The sequence below is a fragment of the Kitasatospora sp. Root107 genome (assembly GCF_001424875.1).
In the GTDB taxonomy this organism is placed as follows: domain Bacteria; phylum Actinomycetota; class Actinomycetes; order Streptomycetales; family Streptomycetaceae; genus Kitasatospora.
Genome location: NZ_LMCT01000004.1, coordinates 95,470 through 115,807 on the forward strand (window position 1 = coordinate 95,470; position 20,338 = coordinate 115,807).

Sequence of the window (20,338 nt, forward strand, 5' to 3'; positions counted from 1 at the left end):
CCCTCCGCCCTCCGCAGCACCCCGGCTCTGCAGGACGGTCAGACCGCACGGCGCCGCCGGTGGTACGAGACCGTGACGGCCGCGAGCAGCGGGGCCCAGGCGACCTGCGGCAGGTAGACGAAGCCGAGCAGGGTGTGGCCGAGCGGGGTCATGTCGGCGTGCGGGAAGGTCCACCACAGCAGGAACGGGGTCCACAGGCAGGCCAGCACCACCGCCCCGACCGTGGCGGGGACCACCGCGGCCCGCACCGGCACCGGCCGGCCGCCCAACACCGGTATCCAGCGCGGCAGCACCTCGCCCCAGGGCCGGACCAGGCCGAGCGTGAGCAGGGCGGCCAGCTCGCTGACCGCACTCAGCGCGATCAGGTACACCGCCCCCCAGCCCGGGCCCATCGACCCCTGCGCAGCCAGGTAGCCCTCGTCGGTGTACCCGGCGTGCTGCCCGGCCGCCAGCAGCAGACGCCAGATCCCGCACGGCAGGGAGACCAGCGCGGCGGCGTGGGCGGCCCGGACCGCCCAACGGGGTGCGGGCGAAGCGGTGGCGGTGAACTGAGTGGTCGTCATGGACCCCATCCTTTCCGGCCGGTGGCCACTTCCACGTCGACCCGGAGGAGGGCCCGGCGGGCCCGCTCCGGACGGACGCCCGCCCCGGTGCCTCACCCGCACGGGGGAGCACCCTCATCCCCGCTCCGGGCCGAAATCCGGTCGACCCCGAGCAGTGGGCGACCTTGCTCGACGTGCTGCGCCGGACCGAGTCGGAGCCCTCGCTGCTCGGCGCGACCGGCCATCTGCTGACGGCGGGTCGCAAGGAGTAGGGTCCCGCGCCACCCCCGGGATGCAGGTCGCACCCGTCCGGTCGGGGTTACCTGCCAGAATGCGGGGCGGAACTCAGGCTGAATCAGGAGAAGGTGACCGGCTTCGTGACCATGCCAGTCGAACGGAAGATCGCCGAAGAGCTGGGCGTACGGGAGGGGCAGGTGAGGTCCGCCGTCGAACTGCTCGACGGCGGCGCCACCGTGCCGTTCATCGCGCGCTACCGCAAGGAGGTCACCGGCGAGCTCGACGACACCCAGCTGCGTACGCTCGAGGAGCGGCTGCGCTACCTGCGGGAGTTGGAGGAGCGGCGGGCCGCCGTGCTGGAGTCGATCGAGAGCCAGGGCAAGCTGGACGACGTCCTGCGCGCGCAGATCCTGGCCGCCGACTCGAAGGCCCGGCTGGAGGACATCTACCTCCCGTACAAGCCGAAGCGGCGCACCAAGGCGCAGATCGCCCGCGAGGCCGGTCTCGAGCCGCTCGCCGACACGCTGCTCGCCGACCCGTCCAAGGACCCGGCGGCACTCGCGGCGGGCTACCTGAACGAGTCGGTGGCCGATGCCCCGGCGGCACTGGACGGGGCCAGGTCGATCCTGGTCGAGCGGTTCGGTGAGGATGCCGACCTGGTCGGTACGCTGCGCGAGCGGATGTGGACCCGGGGCCGGCTGGTCGCCACCGTCCGGGACGGCAAGGAGCAGGACGGCGCCAAGTTCGCCGACTACTTCGACTTCGCCGAGCCGTACGGGAAGCTCCCCTCGCACCGCATCCTGGCGATGCTGCGCGGCGAGAAGGAGGAGGTGCTCGACCTCGAACTCTCGCCGTACGAGGGCGCCGACGGCGATCTGCCCGGCGAGAACGACTACGAGCGGCGGATCGCCGCCAAGTTCGGCATCGCCGACCGGGGCCGCCCGGCCGACAAGTGGCTCGGTGACACCGTCCGGTGGGCCTGGCGGACCAGGATCCTGGTCCGGCTCGGTATCGACCTGCGCACCCGGCTGCGGCAGGAGGCGGAGGACGAGGCAGTGCGCGTCTTCGCCGCCAACCTGCGCGACCTGCTGCTGGCCGCCCCGGCCGGCACCCGCGCCACCATGGGCCTGGACCCGGGCTTCCGGACCGGTGTGAAGGTCGCGGTGGTGGACGCCACCGGCAAGGTGCTCGGGTACGACACCATCTACCCGCACCAGCCCGCCAACAAGTGGGACGCCTCGATCAACACGCTGGCCGCGCTGGCGAAGCAGCACGACGTCGAGCTGATCGCGATCGGCAACGGGACGGCCTCCCGGGAGACCGACAAGCTGGCCGAGGACCTGATCAAGCGTCACCCCGAGCTGAACCTCACCAAGGCGATGGTCTCGGAGGCGGGCGCCTCGGTGTACTCCGCCTCGGCCTTCGCCTCGCAGGAGCTGCCGGACCTGAACGTCTCGATCCGGGGCGCGGTCTCGATCGCCCGGCGGCTGCAGGACCCGCTGGCCGAGCTGGTCAAGATCGACCCCAAGTCGATCGGCGTCGGCCAGTACCAGCACGACCTGAGCGAGCTGAAGCTCTCGCGGTCGCTGGACGCGGTGGTCGAGGACTGCGTGAATGCGGTCGGCGTGGACGTCAACACCGCATCCGCACCGCTGCTCACCCGGGTCTCCGGGGTCACCGGCACGCTGGCCGACAACATCGTGGCGCACCGCGACGCGAACGGCCCGTTCCGGACCAGGCGGGCGCTCAAGGACGTGGCGCGGCTCGGCCCGAAGGCGTTCGAGCAGTGCGCGGGCTTCCTGCGCGTCCCCGGTGGTGACGACCCGTTGGACGCCTCCGGAGTGCACCCCGAGGCGTACCCCGTGGTGCGGCGGATCCTTGCCGCGACCGGCGGCGACCTGCCGTCGCTGATCGGCAACGGGGCGGCGCTCCGGGCGCTCCGGCCGTCCGACTTCGCCGACGAGACCTTCGGTGTGCCGACCGTCACCGACATCCTCGGCGAGCTCGACAAGCCCGGGCGCGACCCGCGGCCCGCGTTCCGTACCGCGTCCTTCAAGGAGGGCGTCGACAAGCTCGGCGACCTGGAGGTGGGCATGGTGCTGGAGGGCGTGGTCACCAACGTCGCGGCCTTCGGTGCCTTCGTGGACGTGGGCGTCCACCAGGACGGTCTGGTGCACGTCTCGGCGCTGTCGAAGAACTTCGTCAAGGACCCGCGCGAGGTGGTCAAGCCCGGCGACATCGTCAAGGTCCGGGTGGTCACGGTGGACGTGCCGCGCAAGCGGATCGGGCTGACGCTGCGGCTGGACGACGAGGTCGGCCAGGCGGCGCCGCGCGAGCGGGACCAGGACCGGAACCGCGACCGGGACGGGAATCGCGACCGTGGCCGGGGCTCGAAGCCGCCCCGGCAGGACCGCAGGAGCGCCCCGGCTCCCGCGCCGGCCGCCAACAGCGCGATGGCCGACGCGCTGCGCCGGGCCGGCCTGACCGGCAAGTAGCGGGTCCGCCCCGGATCCCGACGGGGGCTCGGGGCGGAGCCTTGGCGGGCAGTTATGACGTCGCGTCAGACCGTCCGTTCTCCGGCGGAGCCGGTCCGTGGACAGCACCGCCGTCCACGGACCGACTCCGCCGGGGTGGGTCAGCCGTTCAACGCCCGGGACTCGACGGCCAGGCTGACCAGCTCGTGCCACCAGGTCTCGCGGTGGTGGGTGAGCAGGTGCTGGGCCTCGGCCGGGTCCATCGCGCGGACCTCGACCACCTGTTCGCCGTCCTCCGGGTTGCTCGGCTCGGAGTCCACGGTGACCTCGGCCCAGCCCCAGAGCCAGGCCTTCTCCGGGTGCGGCTGCCAGGGGCGGTACGGCACCGGATGGTCCGTCACACAGCGGTGGGCGCCGATCCAGACCGGCTCGCCGAGCAGCCGGGCGCCGGCCTCCTCGCGGAGCTCGCGGGCCAGGCAGCTCTCGATGCTCTCGGCCGCCTCCCGGGTGCCGCCGGGCAGGAACCAGTGCCCGCGGGCGTCCCGGCAGAGCACCACCTGATCGCCGGAGAAGCCCACCAGGTGGATGTTGGTGATGAGTTCGTCGGGCGGCAGCACCGCCGAGAACTGTGCGTCGATGCCGCCCCAGGACCAGCGCTGGGGCGCGTGCAACTGCGGGAACCGGGCCGCCAGGTCCGCGAGTTCCGGTGCTCTCTCCGAGGTGTCCGTCATTCACAGATGGTAGTCCTTCCGGCGCCCGGTCGAGGAGATCTTCCAGTCGGACGACCCGGCACCTCGGCCGTCCGGCCGTCCGACGTAGGGTGAGGCGCACCTGCCGAACGGAGCCCCGCCGATGTCCCGGATCCTCTATGTCACCGACCTGACCTACCCGGCCCGGGGCCGCCGCTACTGCGACGAGGACATCGCGCTTTCGGCCGCGCTGCGCGGCTTCGAGTTCGAGCCGGCGCTCTGCCACCCGCTGGACGCGGCCGCCCTGATGGACGGCTTCGACCTGACCGTGGTCCGCAACAGCGGTCCGGTGCTGCACTACCAGGAGAGCTACGACGCGTTCCGGGCCAGTGCGCTGGCGAGTGGCACCCGGGTCTTCAACCCGCTGCACGGCCGGGGCGACATGGCGGGCAAGCAGTACCTGCTCGACCTGACCGCCGCAGGCCACCCGGTGATCCCGACCGTGGCGGACCGAGCCGATCTCGGCCTGCTGCCCGAGGTCGCCGAGTACGTCACCAAGCCGAAACTCGGTGCCGACTCGATCGGCCTCGCGGTGCTCCCGGCCGCCGCCGTGGCCGAGCTGGAGCTCGACGGTTCGACCCTGCTCCAGCCCCGGATCGACTTCCGGTACGAGGTCTCCTTCTACTTCGTCGGCCGAGAGTTCCAGTACGCGCTGTACGCCCCGGACCCGGCCGCCCGCTGGCAGTTGGAGCCGTACCGGCCGACTGCCGCCGATCTGGCGTTCGCCCAGACCTTCGTGGACTGGAACTCGCTGGACCACGGCGTGCAGCGGGTCGATGCCTGCCGGACGGCCGAAGGCGGCCTGCTGCTGGTCGAGTTGGAGGATCTCAACCCCTACCTCTCGCTCGACCTGCTGGACGGGCCGACCCGGGCCGCCTTCGTGCGGGCGATGGCCGCCTCGATGCGCGAACTGCTGCTCAGCTAGGCCGCGTTGATCGCCCGCAGGATGTTCAGGCGGGCTGCCCGCCGGGCCGGCCAGACCGCTGCCAGCACCCCGATCGCCAGGCTGAGCAGCAGGAACAGGCCGAGCCGCGCCCAGGGCAGCACGATCTCGTACTGCGGGAGCGAGGATTTGCTGAGGCTTCCGCACGCCCAGGCCAGGAAGATGCCCGTGCCGATGCCCAGGGCTGCGCCGAACAGCGAGATCACCACCGATTCCAGGCGCACCATCTGCCGGACGCCCCTGGTGCCGAGGCCGATCGCGCGCAGCAGCCCGATCTCCCGGGTCCGCTCGAAGACCGACATGGCCAGGGTGTTGACGACGCCGAACACCGCGATGACGACGGTCATGCCGAGCAGGCCGTACATCATGTTGAGCATCGCACCGATCTCGCCGGACTGAGCCTTCGTCAACTGCTCCTGGTTCTGCACCTGGAGGAGTGGGCTGTTGCCCAGGGCCGCGCGGATGTCCTGGTCGAGGCCGTTCGGGTGCCGGCCGGACGCGGCCTTGACCAGGATGCTTTCGAGCCTCCCGCCGTTCGCGTACGGCAGGACCTCGTCCATGGTGCCAAGGGCGCTGCCGACGGCGCGGGTCTGCTGGTAGACACCCACGACGGTCAGCGCTTTCTCGCCGTGGCCGTAGCCCACCGTGCCCTGGAAGGTGTCGCCCTTCGCCAGGCCGGTGGCCTTGGCCAGCTTGTCGGAGAGCGCGACCTTGCCGGGGCCGAGATCTGCGAGCGAGCCGCTGCTGAACTTCAGGTCGGAGACCCTGCCGAGCCGCTGCGGGTCCGCACCGGTGAGCGTGGCGAACTCGCCCCGCGCCCCCAGGGTCGAGGAGGCGAGGGGCACCGACTCCGCGACGCCCGGGACTTCGGCGACCTTCGTGCCGAGTGCGGGGTCGATGCCGCCGGAGCCGGTGTTGGACACCTGGTAGTCCGCGGTCAGGCCGGCTACTGCCGCCGCCTTGAGCGCGGCGTTCATGGAGCTGCCGGTCACGCTCAGGCCCGTGATCAGGGTGAGCCCGATCATCAGGGCCGAGGCGGTGGCGGCGGTGCGGCGCGGGTTGCGCAGCGCGTTCTCCTCGGCGAGCTTGCCGCTGACGCCGAAGAACCGGGTGGTGACCGCCCCCGCGAGCCGGATCAGCGGGCGGGACAGCAGCGGCGCGATCACGATCATGCCGGTCAACGTGAGCACGGAGCCGAGTCCGGCGGCCTTCAGGTTGGAGTCGGCCCCGTTCGTCTGAGTGGAGACGTACAGCAGGACGAGGACACCAAGGCCGGTGAGCAGCACACCGAGGCTGTTGCGGAGCACCAGGCCGCGCCTGGGCGGCGTCTGGTCGACGGTGGTCAGCGCCTCCACCGGTGCGACCTTCGCGGCCCTGCGGGACGGGAGCCAGGCGGCGAGCACGGTGACGCCGACGCCGACCAGGAGGGACCGGACGAGCGCGTCCGGGGAGATCACCAGCGGGCCGTCGGGCAGGCCCGCGCCGCTCGCGTTGAGGAGTGGCCTGAGGGCGGTCGCGATACCGATTCCGAGCCCGATGCCGGCTGCTGAGGCGCCAAGTCCGAGCAGCCCGGCCTCGGCGAGGACCGCGCGGACTACCTGGCGGCGGGAGGCTCCCACGGCACGCAGCAGCGCGGTCTCCCGGCTTCGCTGGGCGATCAGCATGGTGAAGGTGTTGGCGATGACGAAGGCACCGACGAACAGCGCGATTCCGGCGAAGGCCAGGAGCATCCGGGTGAGCGCCTTGGTGCTCTCGGCGATCCGCTCCGCCTGCTCGTGCGCGAGCTGGGCTCCGCTGGTGACCGTGATGCCCTCGGTGGGCAGCAGCGCGCGGATCCTGCCGGTGAGCTCCTGGTTGTCGGTGCCGGGTGCGGAGCCGACGGCCAGCTCGTCGAACCGGCCCGCCTGCAGGAAGAGTTGCTGTGCGGTGCCGGTGTCGAAGAGCGCGAGGCTGCCGCCCGCGGTCACGCGCGGGTCGTCGGTGTCGACGGTGCCGACCAGCTTCTTGGTGAGTGCGGGGCCTGTGGTGGCGAAGCGGACGGAGTCACCGATGGCGTAGCCGGCCTTCTCGGCGGTACGCCGGTCCAGGGCCAGCTCTCCGCCGGCGGTGGGGCCGCGTCCGGCGCTGACCGGGAAACGGCTGTCCCGGTCCGAACCCGGGGCGTCCGGTGAGTAGTTGGCCGCCAGGTTCTGCCAGCTGTTGTCGGCGTTCAGCGGTCGGCCGTCCTTGGCCGCCAAGGTGGCGGTGCCGTTGACGGTGGGGTGCACGGACGTGACGCCGGGCAGGGCACGGACCCGGTCGGCGAGCTCGTCGGTGAGCGCCGTGGACCGGCCGTCGTCCGCCTCGCTGTCGGAGTTCCGCTGGGACGTGGCCTGTACGGAGACCGCGACGTCCTTGAGGTTCTTGGCGGAGGCGCCGCGAAGGGCATGGGTGACGGTGTCACCGAAGACGAGCGTGCCAAAGACGAAGGCGACGCCGAGCATGATCGCGAGGGCGGTCATGACCAGGCGGCCTCGGTGCGCGAAGACGTTGCGCAGGGCTGTATGCAGCATGGCGGTGGTCCAGTTCTGGGGTGTGTGGCGGAGGTTCGTGCGGGGAGCGGACGGTCGGTCAGCTCGTGCGGGCCCCGGTGTCGAACTGCCTCATCCGGTCCAGCACGCCCTCGGCGGTCGGGGCGAGCAGCTCGTCGGTGAGTCGGCCGTCGGCGAGGAAGACCACCCGGTCGGCGTGGGCGGCGGCTGCGGGGTCGTGGGTGACCATCACGACGGTCTGGCCCAACTCCCGTACGGAGTCCCGGAGGAAGCCGAGGATCTCGGAGCCGGAGCGGGAGTCCAGGTTGCCGGTCGGCTCGTCCGCGAAGACGATCTCCGGCCGGGACGCGAGGGCGCGGGCCACGGCGACCCGCTGCTGCTGGCCCCCGGACAGCTGGGCGGGGCGGTGGCCCAGCCGCGCGGAGAGGCCGACGGTCGTCACGACCGTGTCCAGCCACTGCCGGTCCGGCCGGCGGCCTGCGATGGCCAGCGGCAGCGTGATGTTCTCCAGCGCCGTCAGGGTGGGGAGCAGGTTGAACGCCTGGAAGACGAAACCGACACTGTCCCGGCGCAGCCGGGTGAGCTGACGGTCGCTCAGGCCGGACAGTTCGGTGTCACCGATCTGTGCGGAGCCCGCGGAGGCCGAGTCGAGGCCCGCCATGCAGTGCATCAGCGTCGACTTGCCGGAGCCGGACGGACCCATGATCGCGGTGAACCGGCCGCGTCCGAACTCCACCGAGACCGAGTCCAGGGCGACCACCCGGGTCTCGCCCTGGCCGTAGACCTTGCACAGCCCGGTGGCCCGGGCGGCGGCAGGACTCGTGGGGGAGTGCGCGAGGGCGGCTGCCTGCAATGACATGTCAGCTCCGGAGGTACGGGGACGAGGTGGGGTGAGTGCTTCTCATCCTCGACGCGCCGTGCTGACGGACCGTCGGCCTCAGGGCGTGACCGGGACGTCTGCCGAAGGTCGGGCTCGGGGGCTCGGGTAGTCCTCGGGGCGGACGGCGGTCTCTGCCCTTCGGCAGACCCGGGCTCTCAGGACAGCAGCCCCGTCCGGTGGGCGAGGACCGCCGCCTGGACCCGGCTGTCCGTGCCCGTCTTCACCAGGACGGCGCTGACGTGGGTCTTCACCGTGCCTACGCCGATGCCCAGTTGACGGCCGATCTCCGCGTTGGCGAGGCCCTGGCCCAGCAGTACGAGGACGTCGCGTTCCCGGCCGGTGAGCGCTGCCAGCCGCTGTCCGGGGACAGGGACGGGGCCGGAGGCCGGTGCCCCCTGGCGTCCCCGGCCGGCGTCGCCGTCGAGCATGCGCTCGATGACGGTGCGGGTGACCTTGGGTGAGAGGACCGCGTCGCCCGCGGCGGCGGCCCGGACGGCGCTGACCAGCTCCTGCGGGCCCTCGTCCTTGAGCAGGAAGCCGGTGGCGCCGGACCGCAGCGCGCGCGTCACGTTCTGCTCGTCGCCGAACGTGGTGAGCATGACCACCTGCGGCCGGGGCCGGAGGTCGAGCAGTCGCTCGATCGTGGCGAGCCCGTCGAGCACGGGCATCCGGATGTCGATCAGGGCCACGTCGGGACGGGTCTCACCGGCCACCCGCACGGCCTCCTCGCCGTTCGCCGCCTCGCCGACCACCTCGATGCCTTCGGCATGACGCAGGATCAGCCGGACGCCGTGCCGGACCAGCTCCTCGTCGTCGGCAAGCAGGACCCGGATCGGGCGGCGGTCGGAAGTGGGCAGGTCGGTCACGGTGTCTCCCACGGTGGAGTGCGCGACACCATGGGTACGGCGAAGCGGTCGATCGTGGCCAACGTATCGCCACGGAAGCAGTATCGGGTGATGGTGAGCTGGTCAGGGCGGTCGGCAGCGGAGTCCTCGGACGGGAACGTCGAGTACAGGCAGCTCGTCACGGACTCCGGGTGGGCCGGCTCCCTCCCCGTCGCCGCCGCGCGTGCCGCTGTGCTGTCCCCGTACACGGCCTCCTCCACCATCGTGCGGGACATCCCGATCCGGGGCGGCTCGTGGTTGCGGGGGTCGGGTTCCGGGAACGCCTGGCCGACCAGCAGGAGGCCGCACATCATCAGCACGGCCACGCCGATCAGGCCGAGGAAGCCGCGGAGGGCCTGCACGGCACGGCCTCGGACGCCGGCGGGTGCGTGGTCGGAGCGCGGTTCTGACGGTGACTCACGCGGTGGGACGCCCACGGCGGCCAGGCTCGCTCCCGGGTCCGGCCGCGCCGGGATCCGTGCGGTCACCGCGAAGCCACCGGCCGGCGTCGGGCCCGCCTCCAGGGTGCCGCCGAGCAGTGCGACCCGTTCCCGCAGCCCGACGAGGCCGCGCCCCGAGCCCAGGCCGGTCTCCGCCTCCGGGGGCACGGGCGGGAGCCCGTTGCGTACGAGCACCTCCACCCGGTCGTCGGTGTGGGCGACCGCTACGGTGACCCGGGCTCCGGCGGCGTACCGGTGCACGTTGGTCAGCGACTCGCGCACCACCCGGTGCACCGCGCGCCGTACCTGGGCCGGACGGTCGTTCAGGTCGGGTCCCTCCCAGCTGAGATCGACGGGTATGCCGCCGCCGCGCGACTCCTCGGCCAGCGCCTCGACGTCGGACCGGGTACCCGTACTGTCGGTCAGCGCGTCGGTCCCGGTGTCCCGCCCCAACGGGCCCAGCACACCGAGCACTTCGCGAAGTTCCCGCATCGCCTCCGCGACCGACCGGCGGGTCAGGGCCGCCACGTCGCGCAGTTCGGGCGACTCCTTCTGCAGGGCCATCTCCAGGCCGCCCGTGTGCAGCGAGATCACGCTGAGCCGATGGCCGATCAGGTCGTGCATCTCGGCCGCGATCCGGGACCGTTCGTGGATCCGGGACTCGCTGTCCGCGAGCCGACGGGCCGCCTCCGCGGCGGCGGCACGTTCCCGGAGCGCCCGCAGCAGCCGGTCCTCCTGTCCGCCCGAGCTGCCGAGAAGTCCTGGCACCAGCAGCGTGGTGGCGGCGAGTACGGCGCCGAGCGCCAGCCCGAACGGGTGGCTGCCGAGCCCGAGGACCGGGGCGAAGACGGCGCCGACCAGCGTCGCCGGCACGGTCGAGGCGAGCAGCACAGCACTCCGGCGCCGAGGGACCGTCAGGTGCTTGGCCGTGGTGTACGCGGTCATGGCGGCCGGCAGCCCGGCGGCGGGCAGCAGGCCCAGGACGGCGGAGATGCCCAGCAGGCTCGTCACGGGAAAACGGCGGCGGACGGCGAGCAGAGCGAGGGCGACGGCACCGAGGAGGAGCTGGATCTCGCCGGACGGGCCCGGGCCCCCCAGGACCTGCTGGGTGAGGAGCATCAGCAGCCCGCCGCCGCTCACTTCCGCGAGCGCACGCCACAGCCCCCGGCCCTGGTTGCCGGGGGCTGTGAACGGACTTCGGGAGACGGGGGCCATCGGCCCATTCTCACGGGCGGTGGTGCGGGTCCGGATGCGACCTGGGGATGAGCCGCTCTGTCGAAAGCCAGAGAGGAGCGCTACTCCTCCGGGTGCGCGAGCCGGCCGAGCAGCGCGACCACCGTGTCGCGTGGCACCGGGCTGAAGAACTCCGTGTCGACCTGCTCGACGGCGGCGATCGCCCGGGGCGCCAGTTCGGCCCCGGCGGCGGTCACCCGCAGCCGGCGGGCCCGGCTGTCGGCCGGGTCCACCTCGCGCTCGACCAGGCCCTTGGCCTCCAGGGTGCGTACCACCTGCGAGGTCATCTTCACGTCGGTGCCCGCCTGCCGGGCCAGCGCCTGCTGGCTGGGGTGCTCACCCTGGCCGTTCAGCCACCAGGTGCAGGCGAGCAGCACGAACTGAACGTGCGTCAGGTCGAGCGGGGCCAGGGCCGTGGCGATGCCGCGCTGCCAGCGCAGGGTGGCATGCCAGAGCAGGAAGCCGGGACTCTCGGCCGGCTGCACCGGCGGTCAGCCCCGGGCCGCGTGCGTGACCAGTGCGGCCATCGTGTCGGGCCAGTCGGCCGTGATGCCGGGGCCGATCTCCGGGCCGACCTGGTCGGCGCCCTCGCCGGTGATCTCCATCCGGTAGACCACCTCGGTACGCCCGGAGCCGAGCGGGGCGAGCCGGTGGGTGGTGCGCAGCACCAGCCCGCCGAAGCGGGCCTCGTCGGTGAAGTGCTCACCCTCGCCGAGCTCGACCACGGTCAGCTCGATCGGGTCCTCGCCGGGCGGGGTCATGGCGATCGTGGCGCCCACCGCGAACGGACCCCGGAAGTCGATCTTCTCGATCTCGCCGTTCCACTCGCCCCAGCCGTCCACATCGGCCCAGAGCTGCCAGATCGCCTCGGGTGCGGCGTCGGTCTCGATGCTGTGCTGGTAAGCCCACACGGTTGCCTCCACGGCCTTGATTGTCTACGCGAAGACTATCTGCGCGAAGACCATTAGTCCAGGGGAGCCCGCCGGGTCAGTGCGCCAGTAGGCGGGGCAGTGAGCTGTCGTTGCTGAGCAGCCAGGCCAGGTAGGACGGATTGGTGCCGGCCAGGTCCAGGTAGGCCGCCCGCAGGTCGGCGTACAGGTCGTCGAAGGCGGGCTCGCTGAGCGCGCGGGGCCGCCAGACCAGTAACAGGCGGACGCTGAACGGGTTGCCGTGCACGGGGCGGATCACCGTGCCGGGGCCGGGCAGCGAGGTGGGCTGGCAGGGGCGGACGGCCTCGCCGGAGGCGACCAGTTCGGCGGCGGTGGCGTTGTCGCGGACCTGGACCACCCGGGGGTTGAGCCCGGCCTCGGAGAGCACCCGGCGCAGTGCCGCGTACTCGTGGTCGGCGGTCGGGTCGACCATCCAGGCGTCGGCGGCCAGGTCCTGCAGTCGTACCACCGGCGAGCCGGCCGCCGGGTGGCTCAGGGCGAGGGCGACGAACTGTGGCTCGCGGGCGATCAGCACCCGGTGCTCGGCGTCGGCGGGCAGCCGGAGCGGGAAGCCCTCGCTCTCGTGCACCAGGGCGATGTCCAACTGGTCGGCGGCGACCAGGTGCAGCAGGGCGTTGGCGGAGATGTCGATCCGGATGGTGGTGCGGGTGTCCGGCAGCCGGGCGTGCACCCGGCGCAGCCAGCTGGCCACCGCGCGGCTGCCGACGCTGCCGATCCGCAGCGTCAGGTGCTCGGAGTCGTCGGCCTCCTGGCGTGCGGCGGTGACCAGTTCGGCCATGTCGGTGATGATCGTCCGGGCCCGGGCGAGCACGGTGTGGCCGAGCGGGGTGAGCTGGCTGCCGGTCCGTTCGCGGGTGAACAGCCGTCCGCCGAGGGCTCGTTCGATCCGGTGCAGCTGGGTGCTGACGGAGGGCTGGCTCGTGCCGAGCTGCCGGGCGGCCTTCCGGACGCTGCCGGTGTCGGCGATCGCGCACAGCACACGAAGGTGTCTCACCTCGAGCTCCACAGCGGGAGCATACGGCCGACCGGGGCATTCACGCCAGGGACATGTCAGATTCGCCGGGAGGGGGTATAGGACGGCGCTATCTCCGGCTGGCATCATCCGCAGGCCGGTCGCGGTGGCCGAAGCTCGGTGGCACGACAGTCCGTCCCCCACTCCCAAAGCACTTGCCCCACAAGGGTTTTGGAAGCCATGAACTGGAGTCCCCAGATGAAGCGCTCGATGCTCTCCGCCGCGGTGGCCGTCACCCTGGGCCTGTCCGCAGGGCTGCTGGCCGCGCCCGTCGCGAGTGCGGCCCCCCAGCCGCAGGCGGTCGCCCAGTACGCCGGATCGGCCGCCGAGCAGGCCGACGTCAAGGCCTTCCACGAGGCCGTGATGAAGTCCGCGCTGGCCAAGCAGGCGGCGAACCCGTACCTGCTCGCGGTGGTCGTCACCTACGACGCCAGCAGTGCGCCGACCTTCCGCACGCAGATCTCCAACAGCACCCAGATCTGGAACGGTTCGGTGCGCAACGTGCAGCTCCGGTCCGGCACCAACGCGGACTTCCGCTACTACGAGGGCAACGACTCGCGCGGCTCCTATGCCAGCACCGACGGCCACGGCCGTGGGTACATCTTCCTCGACTACCGGCAGAACCAGCAGTACAACTCCACCCGGGTGACCGCCCACGAGACCGGCCACGTGCTCGGCCTGCCGGACCACTACTCGGGCCCGTGCAGCGAGCTGATGTCGGGCGGCGGCCCCGGCACCTCCTGCACCAACGCCTACCCGAACACGACCGAGCGGAACCGGGTCAACAACCTCTGGGCGAACGGCCTGGCCGCGACCGTGGCCGCGCGCTGACCTGACGCACCGGCAGTGGCCCGGCCCCGTACCGATCGGGCCGGGCCACTGGCGTGCGTGGGGTCAACCCGCGGTCCGGCGGGCGAGCAGCAGGGCGACGTCGTCGGCGCGGTGGGAGGAGCGCCGGGCGTCCCGCAGCAGGTGGTCGGCCAGCGTGCCGAGTTCGGCGGCGGGGGAGTGGGCGAGGTCGGTGCGCAGGTCGTCCAGGCCCTCTTCGAGCGGGATGCCGGGTCGTTCGATCAGGCCGTCGGTGTACAGGGCCAGGATCGCGCCGACCGGCAACTGCAGTGTGCTGGTCGGGTACTTGGCGCCCAGGTCGATGCCCAGCAGCGGCCCGCCCTCCAGCTCGAGCGGCTCGGTGTGGCCGTCGGGTTGGCGCAGCAGCGGCGGCACGTGCCCGGCCCGGACGGCGAGTGCCTGGCCGGTGGCCGGGTCGAGCCGGATCAGGCAGCAGCTGGCCAGCAGTCCTGGGTCGAGATCGAGCAGCAGCTGATTGGTCCGGGTCAGCACCTCGTCCGGCAGGCTGCCGCTGGTGGCGAACGCCCGGACCGCGCTGCGGAGTTGGCCCATGGTGGCGGCGGCTCCGACATTGTGTCCCTCGACGTCCCCGATCACCAGGAAGACCCCGGCGGGGGTGCTGATCGCGTCGTACCAGTCGCCGCCGATCTCCATGCCCCGGGTGCCCGGCAGATAGCGGGCGGCCACCGCGAGGCCGGGCACCTCCGGCAACCGGTGCGGCAGCAGCGCCTGTTGGAGACCCCGGGCGAGCGTGAACTCGGCGTCGTACAGCCGGGCCCGCTCCAGCGCCTGGGCGATCAGGCCGCCGAGTGCGGTGAGCACGGAGCGGTCCTCGCTGGTGAACCGCCGGGGCCGGTCGAAGCCCAGGATGCAGCTGCCGACCGGCAGCCCGGAGGCGATCAGCGGCAGGAAGGCCCAGGCCCGCATCTCGTCCTGGACGATGTCGGGGTAGGCGGCGAGCAGCTCGTCCGGCGACTCGAAGAAGGCGGGGGCACCGCTGCTGAAGACCTCGGTGCCGGGCAGCCTGGCCCGGACCGAGGTGCCCTCGAACGGGGCGAGGAAGTCCTCGGGGTAGCCGGTCTGCGCAACCAGGTGCATCCGGCCCGAGCGGGCCAGGTAGAGCGCCATCTCCTGGCCGTCGAAGCCGGGCAGGATCTGGTCGATCACGCAGTCGCAGACCTCCTTGACGGTCACCGCCTCGGTCAGCGCGCTGGCCAGCTGGAGCAGGTGGTAAGTGGCCCCGAGGGTGGCGGGGACGGCGGGCGGTGCCTCCGGCAGCGCGGCCCGGTGGGCGCCCGGCGGTCCGGCCGGGACGATCCGTACGGTCAGGCCGTACGCGTCGGGATAGAGCGAGAAGGCCAGCCAGTGGCCGGGTGGGCGGGCGGCCAGGAAGGCGGTGGGCTGCTGGGCGAGCATCGCGGACCGGTAGCGGTCCTCGTATGCCGGTTCGGCCAACCAGGGGAGCACGGACCAGGGGTGATGGCCCGTCAGCTCCTCCCGGCCGAGTTCGAGCAGCAGTTCGGCGGCGTGGTTGAGGTAGCTGATTCGCCCGTCCGGGTCGAGCGCCACCACACCGTCGCGGAGCCGCTCGACCGCGGCCACGGCGGCGGCCGCGGCGTCGGTGTCGAGGGCGACCACACCGACCGTGCCGGGGCGGCCGGGGCGGCCGTGCAGGTCGAGCCCGCGCCGGCCGTCCCGCAGCCGGACCCGGAGGGTGAACGGCGCGTCCGCGCGCAGTGCGGCCAGCAGCGGCTCGATGTCGGCCGGCTCCAGGCGTTCGGTCAGCTCCTCGGCCCGGCCGCCGAAGTCCTCGGGGGCCAGGCCCAGCACGGCGAGCAGTGCCGGGTCCGCGGCGATCCGGCCGTCGGCGAGCCGCCAGTCCAGGCCGCCGGCCCGGGGCGCGGGCCCACCGGCGGTGGGGAGCGGCACCACCACCGGGCTGCGCGGCGCGGTCGGCACCTGGCCGGCCAGCGCGGCGGCGAGCCGGTTCGCGGTGGCCCGCAGCTGCCGCTTGGCGCCCGGCGGCGGTACGGCCGAGCTGGGCCAGAGCACGGCCAGCACGCCGAGCGGCTCGCCATCGGCGCTGATCGGCGTACAGGCGAAGGCGTGCACGTACGGCAGCCCGACGGCGAGCCGGGGGAAGCGCCGCATGGTGTCGTCGGCGTCGGCCACCAGCACCGTGCGGCCGGTCCGGTACGCCTCGGCGACCGGGAGCGGGGCGGCCACCGGGATGTGCCGGAAGGCGCTCAGCAGGTGCGGTGGGACGCCCGTGACGGTGCTCAGCACCAGCGACCGGCCGTCGGCCGAGCGCAGATAGAGCACGCCTCCGTAGGCCGAGGTGGTGCGGACCGCACGCAGCAGCGCCTCGGCGAGCAGAACCTCGGTGGATTCTCCCTGGCGCATGTTCTACTCTGTGCGCCGCGCCACCGGGGGTGTCAACCGGAGGGCCGCCGGTGGCCGGTTATTCGGGGAGCTCGGCTCAGCCGGGGAGCTCGGCGAAGGCCCTGGCGGCGGCCAGCTCGTCCCGGGCGGCCTGCTCGACCTGGTCGAGGTAGGCGTAGGCGTCCTGTCCTGCCGGGACCCGCAGCGGGGTGTCCTGCTCGGCGGCCACCAGCCTCAGGACCAGCTCGGCGAAGGACTCGGGCCGGTTCAGCCCGGGAGCGGTCTCCAGCTGCCGCATCGCCTCCCGCATCGGTTCGAGCTGCTCGGCGTAGGCCGGGACGCGCCGGGCGGTCTCGGCGATGACGGTGCCGTAGCGGGTGGCGAAGCCGCCGGGCTCGACCACCGAGACCCGGATGCCGAACGGCCGCACCTCGGCGGCCAGCGCCTGGCTCATGCCCTCCAGGGCGTACTTGCCGGTGACGTACGCGCTCAGGCCCGGGAACGCCATCCGGCCGGCCAGCGAGGAGACGTTGACGATGTGCCCGGACCCCTGGGCCCGGAGCAGCGGCAGCACGGCGCGGACCAGCCGCCAGGGTCCGACCACCAGGGTCTCCAGCTGGTCGCGCAGCTCCTGGTCGGAGACCTCCTCGACCGCGCCGATCAGGCCGCTGCCGGCGTTGTTGACCAGCACGTCCAGCCCGCCGAATCGGTCGGCGGCCAGCGCCACCGCCTCGTCCACCTGAGCCTGGTCGCGGATGTCGAGCGCGGCGGTGAGCACCCGGTCGGGGTGACGGCGGCTCAGCTCCGCCAGGGTGGCGGGCTTGCGGGCGGTGGCCAGGACGGTGTCGCCCGCTGCGGCGACGGCCTCCGCCAGGGCCAGGCCGAGGCCCGAGGAGCATCCGGTGATCAGCCAGCGACGTGCCATGTATCCCCCTGCGGTCCGATCCGATCGGCCCACGGTCCCAGAAACAGGGGTCGGCTGCCGCACCGTGCGCGGGGGCGGTCGGAGGTGTCCGGGGGCGTGGCGGGCGGGCCGGCGATGCGCCCCCGGTACGTACTGTCACCGAGGGCGCGGCGCGGCCGGACTGCTCCGTCTACTCCGTGCTGCGCCGTGCTACTCCGTCGCGGTCTCCACCTCCAGCGCCGCGTCCCGGACGTGGGACCGGGTGCCGGCGCAGGGCCCGCAGTACCGCCCGCCACTCGGCGGGCCAGCCGAGCTGCGGGCCGAGGCCGACCAGCAGGCCGACCGCCAGCAGGCCGGTCGCCGACTCTCCTTCACCGCAGAGCTGTTCCGCCGCCGAAAGGACCGGGTCGGTCGCCTCCGGCAGGCGGTCCCGGCCGAGCCGTGTGCTCAGTCGGCGGGCGGCGGAGGCGGCCAGCGCGGGGCGGTCGGCAGCGGCCTCGCCCAGCTCGCGCAGCTGGACCGTCAGCGTCCCGGCCGCCGGATCGACCAGCCCGAGCAGTAGGTCTACCCGGAGGGCGGGCTGCTCGGCCAGCAGCTCGGCCAGGCCGGTCAGGTTGGCCCGGATCCACGGCTGGTCGGGCCGTGGCAGCCCGCCGAGCAGGACGGTCAGCCGCTGCCGGGCGGGCAGGTCGCGGTCGGCCAACGCCTCGGACTCCCCGGCCCGGACGCTCGCCAGCAGCCCGGTGACCGTGCGGTGCAGCACGCTGCCCGGGGCGGTGCCGCCGAGCGGGTGCGGCAGATCCTGGCCGGCCAGTGTGGCCACGGCGTCGACGGCAGCCCGCCAGGTGTGGCGGTTCGTCAGATCGGTGACCAGCGTGGGTAGGACCTCGGCCGTCTCGGGTGCGAACCGTGCCCAGGTGGGCAGTTGGCCGAGTGCGGCCACGGCTGCTTCGGGATGGTCGGTGCGGCAGACCTGGCCGACCAGCCGGGCGAACCGGGCCTGGTGGGCCTCGGCCAGCTGCCACGGCCGGGTCCGCAGCAGCGCCGTACCGGTGTGCGGTGAATCGGTGGCGGCCGCGCCGAACAGGGCCCAGATCTCCTCGCGTTGGAGCAGTCCTGATCCGGCCGCGATCACGGCTGCTTGGACGTCCGGGTGCTGACCGGGTGCCAGATAGGCGGTCCGGAGCAGCTCGGCGGCCTGCTGCGGGGGCAGGTACCCGGCCGCCAGCCGGACCGCCTCCTTACGAGTGGTGATCTTGCCGCCGGTCAGCAACCCGTCGAGCTGCTCGGCGAGTTGACGAGGCGTCGCGAACCGGGCGGCTCGGGAGGCCGCGTACACCGCGACCCTGGCCCGGTCGCCGTCGGCGTGCGCGAGCAGCACCGTCAGCTCCCGGGCCGGGTCGTCGGCCCAGGCCAGTGCGGCGAGGGCGACCTCGGTCAGTACCACCTCGTCGGACTCCAGGTACTCCAGGGCGAGTTGGCGCCCGAACAGCGGGATGCTGCGCGCGGCCCTGATCGCGGCGGCTCGGGAGTGGGTGGCCTGGGTGGTGTCGGCGGCCGCCCGCTCGGCCAGCCGGGCGGCTGCGGCCTGCTGCCGGGGCTGCCAGCGGTGTGCGTACGTGAGATCCGGCAGCCGTGGCCGGGTGCCGGGCTTGAGGAAGCGTCCGTACGGTGGCGTGTCGGCCAGCAGCGGGTCGAGCAGGTCGGTCCTGCGGGTGGTCAACACGGCCTGCACGGTATGGAGTACGACCGCTGAGGGCTCGAGCGCGATGATCTGCTCGACCCGCTCCTCCCTGGTCCGGGGGGCCGCCAGCCAGAGTCCGGCGGCGGTGCCGAACGCGGCGTCCTTGCTGTGGTGCAGGGCGCGGGCCAGCAGGTCCTGGAGTTCGGGCATGCCGTGCGCCCGGTCGCCGAGCGAGTGGGTGAGGGCGAACAACAGCCGGTGGTCGGCGACTGCCGCGGCCTTCTCCAGCCACGGGCGCAGCGCGGCAAGTACCTGGTGCTCCTGGCCCCGGCGCAGGGTGTGCTGAAGGGCGCCCAGGCTGATGCTGCCGCGCTGGCCGGTGATCCGTTCCAGCGCCGCCAACGCCCAGGCCAGCAAAGGGGATTCCGGCACGGTGGCGTGCTCCCGGAGGATGCCCACGGCCAGCTTGGTGACCGCCTGCCTGGTCCGGTACGAGCCGTCCCTGGCCTCCAGTGCGTCGGTGACCACCCGGTCGAGTGCACCGACGTCCGCCGGGCCGAACAGCCCGGGGTGCAGCTCGGCCAGCGCGGCGAGCGCGGGTGCCCGGACCGGGTCCTGCTCGTTGCGCAACCGCTCGCACAGGGCGAGCAGTCGGCCGATCTCGGCCGGGTCGCCGGACCGGCCCGCGTTGGTGATCAGCAGCGGCCAGGCGAGCGCCCGGTCGGCCGCCTCGGGACGCCGGGTGGCGGCCAGCAGCTCGGCTCCCGCCTCGGCCACCGGCAGCTGGGCCAGCACCGGCAGTACGGTGTGCCAGTCCCGCCCGGGCCGCCGACAGCCGCTCGAGCTGGGCCCTGGCCCGCGCCCAGCGGTGCTCGCGCGGCAGCAGCTCAGGCGCGGCGAAGCTCTCGGTGTCCAGCCCCTCGGTCGCGGCGTCGAAGAACGCCGCTCGGCGGCTCGGCGGCAGCTCCTTGAGCAACTGCCGGAACTCTCGGGGCTGTTGCTCGAACCAGCGGCGGCCCAGTGCGGTCAGCGAGGCGGACCCGGCCTGCGCGAGGCGACGCAGTACGGAGCGGGCGCAGGCGCCGGCGAGCGGCTGGACGGCGCGTTCGGGGGCAAGCAGCCAGCGGATCACCCGCTCGGGATCCAGTGCGACCAGCGGGCCCAACTGATGCTGCAGATGGAAGGGGAGCCGGGCCGGGCCGTACTGCTCCAGCAGCTCGAGCACCCGCTCGGGGTGGCGCTCCACGGTGACGGCCAGTGCGTCGGCGTGCTGATCCCACCATTGCGAGCGCAACTCCGCTGTACGGTACTGGAGTTGGTGCGCGGCGTAGTCCAGCAGCACGGTCGGGTGGCGGCGGGCGAGCGCCGGCAGGTTGCTCGCGGCATGGGCCAGTTCCGGCAGCAGCCGGGTGGCGAACTCCGCCGAGCAGGCCGGCAGCAATCGGGCCGCCTCTGACTCGCCCCAGCCGGACCGGAGTTCGACCACCAGCCGCTCGGCCAGCGCGGTCCGGCGCCCGGCCAGCACCGCCTTGGCGAGCTGCTGCCGCACCACGGCGGAGGCGCCGCCGTATGCGGCTTCGATGGCCTGGTCCGGCACCGGCAGTACCTGGACGGCCCGCAGGGCGTACCCCCGGACCACCTGGT

The 20,338-nt window shown here is 73.2% G+C and carries 16 protein-coding genes; 4 read left to right on the forward strand and 12 right to left on the reverse strand.

The genetic code is table 11. The features are described 5' to 3' along the window. Window positions 1-38 precede the first annotated feature (38 nt). A complete protein-coding gene (locus ASC99_RS05595) occupies window positions 39-563 on the reverse strand; it encodes a hypothetical protein (protein WP_082598103.1) in 525 nt (174 codons plus the stop codon). Window positions 564-925: 362 nt separating this feature from the next. Here ASC99_RS05595 and ASC99_RS05600 point away from each other — a divergent pair, with 362 nt between their 5' ends. After that, a complete protein-coding gene (locus ASC99_RS05600) occupies window positions 926-3,274 on the forward strand; it encodes a Tex family protein (protein ID WP_057229235.1) in 2,349 nt (782 codons plus the stop codon). Between the two features lie 140 nt (window positions 3,275-3,414). Here ASC99_RS05600 and ASC99_RS05605 read toward each other — a convergent pair whose 3' ends face one another. Then, entirely contained in the window at window positions 3,415-3,984 is a 570-nt protein-coding gene (locus ASC99_RS05605; protein WP_057228924.1) for an NUDIX domain-containing protein, read from the reverse strand. A gap of 121 nt (window positions 3,985-4,105) precedes the next feature. Here ASC99_RS05605 and ASC99_RS05610 point away from each other — a divergent pair, with 121 nt between their 5' ends. Next, window positions 4,106-4,927 (forward strand): hypothetical protein, encoded by an 822-nt coding sequence (locus ASC99_RS05610; RefSeq protein ID WP_082598104.1) that lies wholly within the window; start codon window positions 4,106-4,108, stop codon window positions 4,925-4,927. On the opposite strand, the gene ASC99_RS05615 is transcribed toward ASC99_RS05610, so the two are convergent. From ASC99_RS05615 to ASC99_RS05645, 7 genes are all read right to left on the reverse strand, one after another. Next, window positions 4,924-7,497: an ABC transporter permease gene (locus ASC99_RS05615; RefSeq protein ID WP_057228929.1), complete on the reverse strand. Its 2,574-nt coding sequence runs from the start codon at window positions 7,495-7,497 to the stop codon at window positions 4,924-4,926. The genes ASC99_RS05610 and ASC99_RS05615 overlap by 4 nt on opposite strands. Before the next feature lie 58 nt (window positions 7,498-7,555). Further along, a complete protein-coding gene (locus ASC99_RS05620) occupies window positions 7,556-8,335 on the reverse strand; it encodes an ABC transporter ATP-binding protein (RefSeq protein ID WP_057228931.1) in 780 nt (259 codons plus the stop codon). 176 nt (window positions 8,336-8,511) lie between these two features. Further along, window positions 8,512-9,213 (reverse strand): response regulator transcription factor, encoded by a 702-nt coding sequence (locus ASC99_RS05625; protein ID WP_057229237.1) that lies wholly within the window; start codon window positions 9,211-9,213, stop codon window positions 8,512-8,514. Window positions 9,214-9,218: 5 nt separating this feature from the next. Then, window positions 9,219-10,895, reverse strand: coding sequence for a histidine kinase (locus tag ASC99_RS05630; RefSeq protein ID WP_057228933.1), 1,677 nt, complete (start codon window positions 10,893-10,895; stop codon window positions 9,219-9,221). Window positions 10,896-10,975: 80 nt separating this feature from the next. Next, the gene (locus tag ASC99_RS05635; RefSeq protein WP_057228935.1) at window positions 10,976-11,398 is read right to left on the reverse strand and encodes a MarR family winged helix-turn-helix transcriptional regulator; all 423 of its coding nucleotides are present in this window, start codon (window positions 11,396-11,398) and stop codon (window positions 10,976-10,978) included. Window positions 11,399-11,404: 6 nt separating this feature from the next. Continuing rightward, window positions 11,405-11,836 carry an SRPBCC family protein gene (locus tag ASC99_RS05640; protein ID WP_235502443.1) on the reverse strand — a complete coding sequence of 144 codons (432 nt, stop codon included), beginning with the start codon at window positions 11,834-11,836 and terminating at the stop codon, window positions 11,405-11,407. Between the two features lie 64 nt (window positions 11,837-11,900). After that, window positions 11,901-12,857, reverse strand: a complete 957-nt coding sequence (locus ASC99_RS05645) for a LysR family transcriptional regulator (RefSeq protein ID WP_057229238.1) — start codon at window positions 12,855-12,857, stop codon at window positions 11,901-11,903. Between the two features lie 198 nt (window positions 12,858-13,055). Between ASC99_RS05645 and snpA the strand changes: the two genes are divergently transcribed. Next, window positions 13,056-13,706 (forward strand): snapalysin, encoded by a 651-nt coding sequence (gene snpA, locus ASC99_RS05650; protein WP_235502442.1) that lies wholly within the window; start codon window positions 13,056-13,058, stop codon window positions 13,704-13,706. A 63-nt stretch (window positions 13,707-13,769) separates the two neighbouring features. Here snpA and ASC99_RS05655 read toward each other — a convergent pair whose 3' ends face one another. The 3 genes from ASC99_RS05655 to ASC99_RS05665 form a co-directional block, all read right to left on the reverse strand. Next, window positions 13,770-16,127, reverse strand: a complete 2,358-nt coding sequence (locus ASC99_RS05655) for a SpoIIE family protein phosphatase (RefSeq protein WP_057228940.1) — start codon at window positions 16,125-16,127, stop codon at window positions 13,770-13,772. Window positions 16,128-16,203: 76 nt separating this feature from the next. After that, window positions 16,204-17,031 carry an SDR family oxidoreductase gene (locus ASC99_RS05660; RefSeq protein ID WP_057228942.1) on the reverse strand — a complete coding sequence of 276 codons (828 nt, stop codon included), beginning with the start codon at window positions 17,029-17,031 and terminating at the stop codon, window positions 16,204-16,206. A gap of 169 nt (window positions 17,032-17,200) precedes the next feature. Further along, window positions 17,201-19,489, reverse strand: coding sequence for a hypothetical protein (locus tag ASC99_RS05665; RefSeq protein ID WP_157531388.1), 2,289 nt, complete (start codon window positions 19,487-19,489; stop codon window positions 17,201-17,203). 202 nt (window positions 19,490-19,691) lie between these two features. Here ASC99_RS05665 and ASC99_RS38275 point away from each other — a divergent pair, with 202 nt between their 5' ends. Next, window positions 19,692-20,150: a hypothetical protein gene (locus ASC99_RS38275; protein WP_157531389.1), complete on the forward strand. Its 459-nt coding sequence runs from the start codon at window positions 19,692-19,694 to the stop codon at window positions 20,148-20,150. Window positions 20,151-20,338 lie beyond the last annotated feature (188 nt).

Coding starts and splice junctions, on each gene's coding strand:
- ASC99_RS05595 (WP_082598103.1), bottom strand. CDS start 563: ATGACGACCACTCAGTTCACCGCCACCGCTTCGCCCGCACCCCGTTGG.
- ASC99_RS05600 (WP_057229235.1), top strand. CDS start 926: ATGCCAGTCGAACGGAAGATCGCCGAAGAGCTGGGCGTACGGGAGGGG.
- ASC99_RS05605 (WP_057228924.1), bottom strand. CDS start 3,984: ATGACGGACACCTCGGAGAGAGCACCGGAACTCGCGGACCTGGCGGCC.
- ASC99_RS05610 (WP_082598104.1), top strand. CDS start 4,106: ATGTCCCGGATCCTCTATGTCACCGACCTGACCTACCCGGCCCGGGGC.
- ASC99_RS05615 (WP_057228929.1), bottom strand. CDS start 7,497: ATGCTGCATACAGCCCTGCGCAACGTCTTCGCGCACCGAGGCCGCCTG.
- ASC99_RS05620 (WP_057228931.1), bottom strand. CDS start 8,335: ATGTCATTGCAGGCAGCCGCCCTCGCGCACTCCCCCACGAGTCCTGCC.
- ASC99_RS05630 (WP_057228933.1), bottom strand. CDS start 10,895: ATGGCCCCCGTCTCCCGAAGTCCGTTCACAGCCCCCGGCAACCAGGGC.
- snpA (WP_235502442.1), top strand. CDS start 13,056: ATGAACTGGAGTCCCCAGATGAAGCGCTCGATGCTCTCCGCCGCGGTG.
- ASC99_RS05655 (WP_057228940.1), bottom strand. CDS start 16,127: ATGCGCCAGGGAGAATCCACCGAGGTTCTGCTCGCCGAGGCGCTGCTG.
- ASC99_RS05660 (WP_057228942.1), bottom strand. CDS start 17,031: ATGGCACGTCGCTGGCTGATCACCGGATGCTCCTCGGGCCTCGGCCTG.